The sequence below is a fragment of the Pseudomonas sp. GM48 genome (genome assembly GCF_000282335.1).
Classification (GTDB): Bacteria; Pseudomonadota; Gammaproteobacteria; order Pseudomonadales; family Pseudomonadaceae; genus Aquipseudomonas.
This window is the reverse complement of record NZ_AKJM01000120.1, coordinates 47,873-59,542: the sequence shown is the minus strand read 5'-3', so window position 1 is coordinate 59,542 and position 11,670 is coordinate 47,873. Positions and strand designations below refer to the sequence as shown.

Genomic DNA, 11,670 nt, shown 5'->3' with positions numbered 1-11,670 from the left:
GCCGAACGCAGCCTCGCGGGCTCGGCAGCTGCTACAAAGGGTGTCTAACTGACTGGCAATACCCTGAAGCGCTGTTCTTCGGGCATGAAAAAGCCCGCATCAAGCGGGCTTTTGTGTATCCGGCGGCGCCAGGGTTACAGCTCTTTAACGGTACGAACCTGGTCTTTGTTGATGCGGGTCTGTTTGCCATCGAGCTGTTCGAATTCGTAGAAACCGGAATCCTTGTCGTACTGTGGGGTGTCGACGGCCTGGATTTCGCGACCGTCATTCAAGGTGATCACTGTAGGCGACGAGCAACCGGCGAGGGTTGCGAGGCCGAGTGCGAGCATGAAAGTGGCGAGGGTCCGTTGAGTCATGAGTGTGTCTCCGAATAAGAATTCTTTGGTTGCCGAACTTGAGACGTGCACCGTCCGCGCAAGTTCCTGATTAATATCAGTCTGACACAGTGATATGACCGCTTAACAGTTCCGGCGTGTTCAGGTTGGCCAGCCGAGGGTCTTTGTCGGGGCATTGCAGTGCGGTCGCGCCGAGCTTGCGCATTAACCGGCCAGGGCTGCGCTCACCTTCGCTCCAGGCATTCTCGAACGCAGCCCTGTGTTCCACGGGAATAACGCACAACAACGGTTCCCAGTGGCCGTCATGCCGCACCATCAGCGGCTTGTCCGGATGCAGGTTGGCGGTCTCGCGCATGTTACCAATCAGCGCCGCATCAATGCCCGGAACGTCACATGGCAGGACCAACAGGTGAGTATGGCGAGCAGCTTTCAGGCCAGCGCGAATACCGGCCAGAGGCCCGGGGAAGCCACCTTCATCATCGTGGACCAACTGGTCGGCGTAGGGCCCATACTTTTCAAGGTTACGATTGCAGGAGATGATCAGGTCATCGGTCAGTGGACGGGTCTTGCGATGCAAGTGTGCAATCAGCGGTTCCCCGTGCCAGTCCAGCAACCCTTTATCCTGACCGCCCATACGTTGGCCGCGCCCGCCCGCCAGGAGCAGAATGGAGCAGGGTGGCAATTGTGAATTCGTGGTCATGGCAGGTCTCCATGGGAGCGGCGAAAAAACGGAGCGCTGTGATATAACACCGGGCTGTTTCTCCTACAACTGGACGAGCCTATGAAAGCCAAGGCTGATGTACCTTTCGCACCGCTGAACATCGCCGTGCTGACTGTCAGTGATACCCGCACACTGGAAACCGACACTTCAGGTCAGGTCTTTGTCGACCGCTTGACCGCTGCCGGTCATTACCTGGCAGCCCGCGTGTTGCTCAAAGATGACCTCTACAAAATTCGCGCGCAAGTCGCCAACTGGATTGCCGACGATGTCGTGCAGGTTGTGCTGATCACCGGCGGAACCGGGTTTACCGGGCGTGACAGCACACCGGAAGCCGTCAGCTGCCTGCTGGACAAACAGGTTGATGGGTTTGGTGAACTGTTCCGCCAGATCTCGGTTGCCGATATCGGCACCTCGACCGTTCAGTCCCGGACTTTGGCCGGATTGGCTAACGGTACGCTGGTTTGCTGTTTGCCGGGTTCGACCAATGCCGTGCGCACCGGTTGGGACGGCATACTTGCCGAGCAACTGGATTCGCGGCATCGCCCGTGCAATTTCGTACCCCATTTGAAACAGGCAGCGCCTTGTGAATCCCGTGGGTAAGCCTGGCAAGGCTGGCAGTCTGATGCCTGTCGAGCAGGCGTTGGCGCGTCTACTGGAAATGGCCGAAGCCTCAAGGATTGTCGAGCGTGAGCGCTTGCCGTTGGCGCAGGTACAGGGGCGTGTACTGGCTGAAGACCTGGTGTCGACACTTGATCTGCCGCCCTGGCCAAACAGTGCCATGGACGGTTATGCCTTGCGCATGGCTGACTGGACGGGAGAGCCGTTGGTGGTCAGTCAGAAGGTGTTTGCCGGCCAGGCCCCCGATCCGTTGCAGCCAGGAACCTGTGCGCGCATTTTCACCGGGGCGCCCGTTCCCGCAGGTGCCGACTGCGTCGAGATGCAGGAAAACGCCGAGGTCCAGGCGGATGAGCGAGTGCGCTTCACCGAAACCATGACCCTAGGCCAGAACATTCGTCCGCAAGGCCAGGAAACGACCGTCGGCGAGTTGATTCTGCCGGCAGGTACGCGGCTGGGCCCGATCGAGCAAGGATTGGCTGCCTCCTTGGGGTGCGCCGAGCTGGAAGTGGTTCGCAGGGTGCGCGTGGCGGTGCTGTCTACCGGCGACGAATTGATTGAGCCCGGGCAGACGCTGGGGCCGGGACAGATCTACAACAGCAACCGGGTGTTGTTGTGTAGCTGGTTGCAGCGTTTGGGGTGTGAGGTCGTCGACGCGGGAATTCTTCCGGACAATCTGGAAACCACTCGCTCCCGATTGGGTGAGTTGAAGGATGTCGACCTGATCCTCTCGACCGGTGGCGTATCGGTAGGAGAAGCCGATTTTCTGGGCATCGCCTTGCGCGAAGAGGGCGAGTTGACCTTGTGGAAACTTGCCATCAAGCCTGGAAAACCGCTGACGTTCGGGCATTTTCGCGGCGTGCCGGTGATCGGCTTGCCGGGCAATCCGGCGTCGACCCTCGTGACCTTTGCATTGTTGACCAGGCCCTATCTCTTGCGTCGTCAGGGTGTGCAAGACGTTGAGCCACTGAAGGTGCAGGTGCCGGCAGGGTTTGACTGGCTTCAACCTGGCAATCGGCGTGAATATTTGCGCGGACGGCTGGAAAGCGGCAGGGCGACGATTTACAAAAACCAGAGTTCCGGTGTGCTGCGCAGCGCTGCCTGGGCTGATGGACTGGTAGAAGTCCTGGAAGGTCGTACGCTGGTACAGGGCGACAGTGTTTTCTTCATTCCGTTGAGCGAAGTCCTGAGCTGATGGCTCCAGCGGCTTTTTCACACAAGACCCGGTTGATTGAACCGGGTCTTGTGTTGATGGCCGTTCAATGCGCCAGAAGCAATGAAATAACCTGCTCGAAACGGCTATTGGCGATCCAGCCAAGCAAACCGAGGATCACGGCTGTTCCGCCGGCGGAATAGGCAAGCCTGTGCCTGATGGATTTGACGTCACCCCGGACTTCTTCCATGTCCCTGCGTATGTACTTGAGGTGTGTTTCCAGCTCGGTGACGCGAGGTTCCATATCAACTTCTCCCGTGGCTTTTATGCTGTTGCTGCATTCGGTTCGGTGGCCTGCACTTTTAATATCTGTGAGCGGCAAGGCTGAAATAGCGGGTGATGCGAGGTTTTGGGTTTGCATGGCACGTCCTTGTGATGTCCTGCTGCAGCCCAAGGTCTACCAATTCAGAATTCTGGTCAATTGAGCCGATTCCTCATGTTTTGTAAGAAAAATCCTGCCGTGTCTTTCTGTCAGGAAATAATTCATTTTCTTGCGACTTTTAACGGAGGCTTCGAGGTCAACGAGACGGGCAGGAGGTGGACGGACGTTGAAAATCCTGCTGGCCGAAGGCTTCGGCAACGACAGTAAATTTGTCCGTGCGCGCCTGCGTTGAGGAGAGATCAAGGTCTCGGAAGGGCTTTACATCAATCTGTACGGTGAGCCGCTGGAAGGGGACAACCTGCGTTTTTCAGATCGCCCAGTGGCGCTGCTCGTGCATTTGCCAGAGGATCCGCCGCGGGTGAATGCCAGTGAGGTGCCTAGTCATCGAGGCTGATGATTTGTTCTCGCACGGCAAATAGCACCAGGCCGGCTACATCGTAGATCTGCAAGCGCTTCATGATCTGCGAGCGGTGGGTTTCGACGGTCTTGACGCTCAGCCCCAGGCCGTTGGCGATCTCTCGGGTGGATTTTCCGCGAACGATCAACCGCAGGATTTCCAGCTGACGAGCCGTCAGGTTGTGCGAGTCGGCAGGTTCGGGCTGGTGTTTCTGGTTTCGGGTCAATGCCTGATTGATCACCGTGTGGGCAATGGCCGGGCTCAGATAGCGCTCGTTGTTGCGCAAGGCCTCCAGCGCGTGTTCGAGTTCGGTCGCCGTGGTGTCCTTGAGCAGGTAGCCATGGGCTCCGGACTCCAGCGCCTGCATGATGAGGGCCGGGTCGGTGTGCATCGAGAGGATCAGGACCTTGCTCTGCGGGCGTACGCGCTTTAGCTGCTGCAAGGCTTCGAGGCCGCCGGTGTGACGCATCGAAATATCCAGCAGGACAATATCCGGGGACAGATGCCCGACCATTTCGAGCAACTGCGAGCCGTCATTGGCCTCACCGATGACGGCATAGCCCGGCAGGTCCATTACCAGGGCGCGCACGCCAGCCCTGATCAGCGAGTGGTCATCCACCAGTAGTAAATTACAAGTCAATGCATAACCTTATTCGAACTGGCCCGTTCGAGCGCTCGGGGCGCCCAGGGAAAAAGAGCTTCGATTTGAGTGCCTTTGCCCGGCTCGCTGGTAACGGTCAATGTGCCGCCCAGTTGGTCGATCCGCTCCGACATCCCGGCCATACCGCGTTGCCCTTCACGACCTGGGTCTGTTGCGGGCGCGAAGCCCTGGCCATCATCGCGGATCTGCAGCATCAGGCCTTGTGGCAGGCGCTGCAGGCACACCAGCAGGTTCTTGGCGTGGGCATGTCGCAGGATGTTGGTGACCGCTTCCTGGGTGATACGGAAAGCGGCCACGGCCATTTCCTCCGGTATGCCGGTCAGGCGCTGTTGGCATTCCAGGCTCCAGTGTACCGGGGTGTTGGCCAGGGTCTTGAGCAGGTGCGCCCGCAGACTGGCTTCCAGCCCAAGGCTGGTCAACTGCCGGGGATTTAGAATGGCGGATACATCACGAACCTTGGCCAGGGTTTCTTCCAGCGTGTCGCAGAGGACCGAGCATTGCCCCTGAAGCTCTTCGGGCATCCGGCGTTTGAGCCAGTCACTTTGAAGTTTTGCAGCGGTCAGTAATTGACCGATATCGTCATGCAGCTCCCGGCTCAACCGGTGACGCTCGTTTTCCTGAACCTGCAACAGCCGGTCGGCCAGTTCCTGAGGCTGGAATTTGATGGATTTGCGCGAGAGGCGGTACTGCACCGCAACACTGGTCAGCGCCGCAACATTGAGCACCAGCAATGCCAGGGGCAACGGAATGGACAAGCCATAGGCCAGTGCACTGCCGAGCGTCGAGCAGGCACATAGCAACAGCGTGAATGTGCGTGCAATTTCTCGGGACGGTGGCCACATGGCGATTGACTTGAGGCTGGCGTGCATAGCGGATGGAGCCAATGGATGTTCGCTGTGGGCAGACCGGTCATGCTGGCTGACAGGCCCCTGTTTTTTAATGTGGAGCGTCGACTTCAACGGGATGCACTATTTTGTTGGAGAAATCAGCCCCAAACTGTCCGGCCGCAATCACACTGCCATTAATTGGCGCCAACTAACAGGCGGCATAGTAGCACTTAAGATACCGTTGGTCGCGTTTGTATACATGTCCGAAAAGTCAGGAATCCAGACATTTGGACAGTGGTTCCATAATGGAACAAGTTGGCTGTTGCCGTCGCAAGATGACGATTGTCCCTGGATTTTGTTGATGCCCAGGCAATACCCTGGTCAAGACAGGCACGCAACTGTCGATGGGCATTCGTGTTTGTGACACGGTGTCGTTTATAGCTATGAAATATTTATTTGCGACATGTGCGCACTCAAGTTACAGCGCGGTATTGATAACCAAAACACGCCATACGGCATAGTTTGGCAAGTTCAGGCCTGTCGCTCCGAATAGGACACGAGGGTGAACGGCCTGGAATTGACCGGTGGTTGAAACCGGCTTTGCCCGACCTGAAAGGCAAAAGCTTCGATAAGGGTGACCTGCTCGCTGTCGTCGAGACTGAGTTGCCCGGTGGTCTGGTCGATGAGTTCGAGTTGCCAGGCAATCAGGGTCAGGCAGTCTTTCAAGGCACCCAGCGCCTCGTCGTGCAGGCTCATCGTGTTCTGTGCGTGATTCAGCAGGCCATGAATATGCAGAGAGAATTCAGACACGGCCGCCAACGCCAGGGCATCGGCCTTGTTGGCCAGCTTGAGCAGGGTGCTGAGCATGCAGTCGATGGCGTCCTTGTCATTGCTGATCAACTGCAGATGACTCAGGCATTCCTCGGTTTTAGCCAGGAGTGTTTCAGCCTCGACGAGAAACTCCGGGAGCCGCCGGGCCCACTCTTTACGATCGTTCGGCATACTTATCTCCACAACGTCATGTCAAATGAGGGGATATCGTGTGTGTCGACGAGGGCAGTCGGGACCCCGGCATCGCCGAGTCGTCGAGTGAACGAACTGCGGCTGGCCTGGAGGCAGGCTGGGGAACACGAGAGGGTGGTTGGCCACTTACTTGCGATCGCACACAAAAGCCTGACTCCGTTCATGCAATGAGAATGGCGTCACATTAATGGCTATTGGATATTGCGAATATCAGGTTGCACCTGATTGTTGGTAGGGGAAACCCTTACGCAGAGGAACTTACCGCGTGAACTATGGTCGCGTGGCGCAGGCGGGCAGCAGATGTATTCACGGCGCCAGTAAAGCATGATGTTAATGTGACATCAATGCTCGGGCGTGGCATTTTAGAGAGGGTCAAGCTTCGGCAAAAACAGCCGATAAACTTCTTTAAGTGAATTCATCCGAACAAGACCAGGAGTCATTGATGGCCGGCATTCTCGACACGGTAGACCAACGCACGCAACTGGTGGGTGAGAATCGCCTGGAAATTCTCATGTTCCGGCTTGCCGGGCGGCAATTGTTCGCGATCAACGTCTTTAAAGTACAGGAAGTGTTGCAGCTGCCAAAGTTAACGCTGATGCCGCAGCGCCATCCTTTTGTGTGCGGCGTGGTCAACCTGCGTGGCCAGACCCTGCCGGTGATCGACCTGTCCCAGGCCATCGGCATGCGCCCGTTGGTACCGGGGCCAGGCAGCACGATTATTGTCACCGAGTACAACCGTTCGGTGCAGGCCTTCCTGGTCGGTGGTGTGGACCGGATCGTCAACATGAATTGGGAAGCCATCCTGCCACCTCCGAGCAGCGCCGGCCGCCAGCACTACCTGACGGCCATCAGCAAGGTCGATGATCAACTGGTGGAAATCATCGACGTCGAAAAGGTCCTGGCCGAAATCGTCCCGTACAACGCCAAAGTCTCCCGCGACAAGCTCGCAGATCCGGTGCTGGAACGTGCCCGTGGCCGTGAGGTGCTGCTGGTGGATGACTCGAACGTGGCCCTGGCGCAATTGCGCGATACCCTGGGACAGTTGGGGGTGAAGATGCACATCGCCAGCGACGGTCTGAAAGCCTTGAACATGCTCAAGGCGTGGGCCGATACCGGCGTACACATGACCGACAAACTGTTGATGGTCTTCACCGATGCGGAAATGCCGGAAATGGATGGTTATCGCCTGACGACCGAAATCCGCAATGACCCGCGCCTGCGTGGCTTGTACGTGGTTCTGCACACCTCGCTGTCCGGCAGCTTCAACGACTCGATGGTGAAAAAGGTCGGCTGCGACAATTTCCTCTCCAAATTCCAGCCGGACAAACTCGTCGATGTGGTGCGCCAGCGCCTGATGCTTGACGAAGTGCCGGCCTAAGCGGGGCCTGCACAACCTGTGGGAGCGGGCTTGCTCGCGAAGGCGGTGTGACAGTTGGCATTGTTATCGACTGACACACCGCCTTCGCGAGCAAGCCCGCTCCCACATGGGACGCGGTGTGTGATCGTCAGTCTTTGATTCGGCCTTCAAGCTCGTATAGGGTGGCGTTTTTGCCTACCAGGGAGCTGGCCATGTTGCGTCTGAGTGCGCTGTATCGTTATCCGTTGAAATCCGCCAAGGGCGAGACGCTGCAACAAATCGGTCTCGATAAACTTGGATTGGACGGCGATCGACGCTGGATGCTGGTGGATGAGGCCAGTGGACGCTTCCTGACCCAGCGTGCAGTGGCGCAGATGAGCCAGCTGTCGGCGTTGTGGAATGCCGAGGGTGGCTTGACCCTCAGCGCGCCGGGCCATTCGCCGATTGACATTGCCTTGCCTGGTAGCGATGCAGAATTGCGTGGCGTGACGATCTGGCGCGATACCTTGCGAGTCCCCGATGCCGGCGATGAAGCAGGAGCCTGGGTCAGCGAGTTTATTGGTAAACCGACCCGTCTGGTGCAAGTGCCGCTGGATCGGGCGCGGATGACGGAGGCCGGCTACGGCAAGGAGGACGATCAGGTGGCGTTCGCCGATGGTTACCCGTTGTTGCTGATTGGCCAGGCCTCCCTCGAGGACTTGTCGCAACGGGTCGGGCGTCCATTGGAGATGCTGCGTTTTCGGCCAAACCTGGTGGTTGAAGGCAGTGAAGCGTTCGCCGAAGACGGCTGGAAGCGTATCCGCATCGGCGAGGTCGAGTTCCGCGTGGTCAAGTCCTGTTCACGCTGCATCCTGACCACCATCGACCCGCAAACCGGGGAGCGCAGCGACGACCGCGAACCTTTGGCAACCTTGCAGAAATACCGTTCGCAGGCCGACGGAGCAATGTTCGGCCAGAACCTGGTCAACGATGGCAACGGTCGGCTTGAAGTCGGCATGCCGGTAGAGATCCTCGAATAATTTCCCGCAGAATAAAAAATGCCCGTGTCAAAAAACACGGGCATTTTTTATTTCGGTGACTTCTCTTTTGCTGAAGTCCGCGGGTTTAGCCGCGGTATTCGCACAGGTAAGCCGTGTCGACGGCCACTTTCAGCTGGAACTTGCTGTTGGCCGGCACGTTGAACTGGCTGCCGGCGGCGAAGGTTTCCCAGTCGCTGCTGTCCGGCAGTTTGACGGTCAGTGCGCCGCTGACCACGTGCATGATTTCACGCTGGCTGGTGCCGAATTCGTACTCGCCCGGAGCCATGACGCCGATGGTCGCTGGACCTTCTGCGGTGCCAAAGGCGATCGACTTGACGGTGCCGTCGAAGTACTCGTTGACTTTAAACATGGGCGATTCCTCGAAAAGGGCTAAAAAGGGCCGGCCAGTATGCACAAGGCCCTGGGTGTCGTCACCTGTCTAAAGCGGAAGAACCAGTGGCAGCAGTCGTGCGGTATTGCGTGCATCTTCCAGCGCCCGGTGTTGCTGGCCGGTGAACTGCAGGCCAGCCAGTTGCAGAGCGCCGTTGAGCCCCAGCGGACGTTCCAGTCGCCGGGCCTTGGCAAAGCGCTGCTTGAGGTTCATGTGCGGCACGTTGGCCAGCGCACTGGTTAGCCCCAGCCGCTGCCATTCCTGAAGCAGTTGTTTGCGATCGTAATCGCCCCAGCTGACCCAGCCTTCAAGTCGCGTGTGGTGTTGGCCGAGCCAGCGTTCAAACGCCGGCCAGACTTCGCCCAGCGGTTGCGCGGCATCGATGTTGGCTTGGGTGATGTGCGTGAGTTCGCGGCAAAACGGTGTCAGCAACGGCCGCCGCAAGGGGCGGACGAAGCGCTGGAAGTGGTCCAGTTCGCGTCCCTTGCGGTCCACCAGGGTGGCACCGATTTCAATGATTTCCATATCCGTTACGGGCCAACCACCCTCATCGGTGGTGGCCTCCAGATCAATGACCAGCCAGTGAGGCATTGCAGGGTTCCTGGTATCCGCGGCCTGTTAGGGTTTGAGCGTAGCCAAACCCGGCGGTTCCGCCTAGCCGCTTATTCGACCTCCAACAGAATCTGCCGGTTTTTCACCTGATCCCCTACTTTCACTTGCAAGCGCTTGAGAACACCGTCAATGCCCGATTTCAACGGGTGCTCCATTTTCATCGCCTCCAGTACCACCAGCAGTTGGCCCTTGGTCACCGGGCTGCCTTCATTGACCAGGACGTCGATAATCGCCCCATCCATCGGGGCCTTGAGGGTGCCGGAGCTGACACTGGCCCGGCCGCAGGCCTGAGCTTGAGTGCGATCCACGAACTGCAGGCTGCCCGGACGGGTAAACAGCCAGAGATGCCCGGTTTCCAGGTGGTAAGCGTGGCGTTGGCGAACGCCTTCGATTTCCAGAGTGGCCCAGCGTCCGTCGCTGTGGATGATCTTCAGCTCGAGGCTGCGCCCGGCGACCTGAATGCGCAACGGCTCGCCCGGGATCGCCTGCAACGCTACCGGCCAGTCCTGATCGTCAAGGCCAATGCGATAGTGCAGCGGCACACTGGCGTTGTTGCGCCAACCAGACAGCGGTGCCGGATGAGCCTGCGCCGACGCCTGATAGAACAGGGCGGCTGCGATGGCCAGGTGTTGCGCGTTTGGGATGTGAGGATGCAGGCAGGCATGCTCGGAAAAATGCTGCGGGATGAACCCGGTACTGAAATCACCGCGGGCGAACTGCGGGTGTTCCAGCAGGCTGGCCAGCAGGCGTTGATTGCTTTGCAGACCCAGCAGCACGCTGTCTTGTACCGCCCGCAGCAATTTGCGTCGGGCTTCTTCGCGGGTGGCGCCATGGGCGATGAGCTTGCCGAGCATCGGGTCGTAGAAGGGACTGATGAGTTGACCTTCGATCAGGCCGTGGTCGATCCGTACGCCGTCCCGTAACTCCGGTTCCCAGGCCACGACGCGCCCGGTTTGTGGCAGGAAACCCCGGGCAGGATCTTCGGCATACAAGCGCACTTCCATGGCATGGCCCTTGAGTTGCACCTGCTCCTGGCGCAGCGGCAATGCTTGCCCCTCGGCAATGTTGAGTTGCCAGGCCACCAGGTCCAGCCCGGTGACCAGTTCGGTCACCGGGTGTTCCACTTGCAGCCGGGTGTTCATCTCCAGGAAGTAAAACTGCCCGCGCGCATCCAGCAAAAACTCAACGGTGCCCGCGCCGACGTACTGCACCGCTCGCCCGGCCTTGAGCGCCGCTTCGCCCATGGCCTGCCGCAAATCAGGAGTCATCACCGGGCAGGGCGCCTCTTCGATGACTTTCTGATGCCGGCGCTGGACCGAGCAATCGCGCTCACCGAGGTAGATCAGGTTGCCATGCCGGTCACCGAACAGCTGAACCTCGACGTGACGTGGTTCGACCAGTGCCTGTTCAAGGATCAGTTCGCCGCTGCCAAAACCGTTCAGGGCTTCGGAGCGCGCGGTGCGAATCTGCTCCAGCAAATCGCCGGCGTCGTGCACCAGGCGCATGCCGCGTCCACCGCCGCCAGCGCTGGCCTTGATCATCAACGGATAGCCAATGCGCTCGGCTTCGCGGCTCAGGGTGGCGTCGTCCTGCTCGGCACCTTGATAGCCATTGATGCAGGGCACGCCTGCTTCGATCATGGCGATCTTCGACAGGCGCTTGCTGCCCATCAGTTCGATGGCCTCGGGGCTGGGACCGATGAAGGTGATGCCGGCGTCCCGGCAGGCGAGGGCAAACCCGGCGTTTTCCGAGAGGAAACCGTAGCCAGGATGGATCGCATCCGCGCCCGTGCGCCGGGCCGCGTCAAGGATCGCCGGGATGTTCAGGTAAGATTGTTGCACCGGGGCCGGGCCGATGTTGACCGCTTCGTCGGCCATCTGCACGTGCAGGGCATCGGCGTCGGCGTCGCTGAATACGGCGACCGTGCGATAGCCCAGCGCCTGGGCCGTGCGCTGGATTCGGCAGGCGATCTCACCGCGGTTGGCGATGAGGATTTTTTTCAGTCCGGGCATGGGTTGGCTCTCTTGTATTTGCGGTGTCTGTTCGGGCCTCTTCGCGAGCAAGCCCGCTCCCACATTGGATTTGTGTCGTTCATAACCCCTGTGGGAGCGGGCTTG

Annotated in this window: 13 protein-coding genes and 1 pseudogene; 5 read left to right on the top strand and 9 right to left on the bottom strand. The window is 59.0% G+C overall.

The window, feature by feature from the left end; genetic code table 11:
• Positions 1 to 134 precede the first annotated feature (134 nt).
• Positions 135 to 356, bottom strand: a complete 222-nt coding sequence (locus tag PMI28_RS06740) for a YgdI/YgdR family lipoprotein (protein WP_007990184.1) — start codon at positions 354 to 356, stop codon at positions 135 to 137.
• A 76-nt stretch (positions 357 to 432) separates the two neighbouring features.
• On the bottom strand, positions 433 to 1,035 hold the full coding sequence (gene mobA / locus PMI28_RS06745) for a molybdenum cofactor guanylyltransferase MobA (RefSeq protein WP_007990183.1): 603 nt from the start codon (positions 1,033 to 1,035) through the stop codon (positions 433 to 435).
• Positions 1,036 to 1,116: 81 nt separating this feature from the next.
• Between mobA and moaB the strand changes: the two genes are divergently transcribed.
• Both moaB and PMI28_RS06755 read left to right on the top strand, forming a co-directional pair.
• Positions 1,117 to 1,656: a molybdenum cofactor biosynthesis protein B gene (gene moaB, locus PMI28_RS06750; protein ID WP_007990181.1), complete on the top strand. Its 540-nt coding sequence runs from the start codon at positions 1,117 to 1,119 to the stop codon at positions 1,654 to 1,656.
• Positions 1,640 to 2,866: a molybdopterin molybdotransferase MoeA gene (locus tag PMI28_RS06755; protein WP_007990180.1), complete on the top strand. Its 1,227-nt coding sequence runs from the start codon at positions 1,640 to 1,642 to the stop codon at positions 2,864 to 2,866. The genes moaB and PMI28_RS06755 overlap by 17 nt, the downstream gene beginning before the upstream one ends.
• 64 nt (positions 2,867 to 2,930) lie before the next feature.
• Here PMI28_RS06755 and PMI28_RS31210 read toward each other — a convergent pair whose 3' ends face one another.
• A complete protein-coding gene (locus PMI28_RS31210; RefSeq protein WP_033063545.1) occupies positions 2,931 to 3,245 on the bottom strand; it encodes a hypothetical protein in 315 nt (104 codons plus the stop codon).
• Between the two features lie 184 nt (positions 3,246 to 3,429).
• Between PMI28_RS31210 and PMI28_RS31205 the strand changes: the two are divergent.
• A pseudogene (locus tag PMI28_RS31205) lies at positions 3,430 to 3,660 on the top strand (lipid kinase YegS); the annotation flags it as partial.
• Here PMI28_RS31205 and PMI28_RS06760 read toward each other — a convergent pair.
• The 3 genes from PMI28_RS06760 to PMI28_RS06770 form a co-directional block, all read right to left on the bottom strand.
• Positions 3,644 to 4,303: a response regulator gene (locus PMI28_RS06760; protein WP_007990177.1), complete on the bottom strand. Its 660-nt coding sequence runs from the start codon at positions 4,301 to 4,303 to the stop codon at positions 3,644 to 3,646. The pseudogene PMI28_RS31205 and the gene PMI28_RS06760 sit on opposite strands and share 17 nt — an antisense overlap.
• Positions 4,300 to 5,193: a sensor histidine kinase gene (locus tag PMI28_RS06765; RefSeq protein WP_007990174.1), complete on the bottom strand. Its 894-nt coding sequence runs from the start codon at positions 5,191 to 5,193 to the stop codon at positions 4,300 to 4,302. Before PMI28_RS06765 ends, PMI28_RS06760 begins: the two co-directional genes overlap by 4 nt.
• Before the next feature lie 489 nt (positions 5,194 to 5,682).
• Positions 5,683 to 6,153, bottom strand: coding sequence for a hypothetical protein (locus PMI28_RS06770; RefSeq protein WP_007990172.1), 471 nt, complete (start codon positions 6,151 to 6,153; stop codon positions 5,683 to 5,685).
• A gap of 463 nt (positions 6,154 to 6,616) precedes the next feature.
• On the opposite strand from PMI28_RS06770, the gene PMI28_RS06775 reads away from it, so the two are divergent.
• Both PMI28_RS06775 and PMI28_RS06780 read left to right on the top strand, forming a co-directional pair.
• Entirely contained in the window at positions 6,617 to 7,552 is a 936-nt protein-coding gene (locus tag PMI28_RS06775; RefSeq protein WP_007990170.1) for a chemotaxis protein CheV, read from the top strand.
• Positions 7,553 to 7,743: 191 nt separating this feature from the next.
• A complete protein-coding gene (locus PMI28_RS06780; RefSeq protein WP_007990169.1) occupies positions 7,744 to 8,550 on the top strand; it encodes an MOSC domain-containing protein in 807 nt (268 codons plus the stop codon).
• A gap of 85 nt (positions 8,551 to 8,635) precedes the next feature.
• Here the strand turns inward: PMI28_RS06780 and ppnP are convergent, their stop codons facing one another.
• The 3 genes from ppnP to PMI28_RS06795 form a co-directional block, all read right to left on the bottom strand.
• Positions 8,636 to 8,920 (bottom strand): pyrimidine/purine nucleoside phosphorylase, encoded by a 285-nt coding sequence (gene ppnP / locus PMI28_RS06785; RefSeq protein ID WP_007940055.1) that lies wholly within the window; start codon positions 8,918 to 8,920, stop codon positions 8,636 to 8,638.
• Between the two features lie 69 nt (positions 8,921 to 8,989).
• Positions 8,990 to 9,532, bottom strand: a complete 543-nt coding sequence (locus tag PMI28_RS06790; protein ID WP_007990167.1) for an exonuclease domain-containing protein — start codon at positions 9,530 to 9,532, stop codon at positions 8,990 to 8,992.
• Positions 9,533 to 9,603: 71 nt separating this feature from the next.
• Positions 9,604 to 11,565 carry an acetyl/propionyl/methylcrotonyl-CoA carboxylase subunit alpha gene (locus PMI28_RS06795; RefSeq protein ID WP_007990164.1) on the bottom strand — a complete coding sequence of 654 codons (1,962 nt, stop codon included), beginning with the start codon at positions 11,563 to 11,565 and terminating at the stop codon, positions 9,604 to 9,606.
• Positions 11,566 to 11,670: the final 105 nt, after the last annotated feature.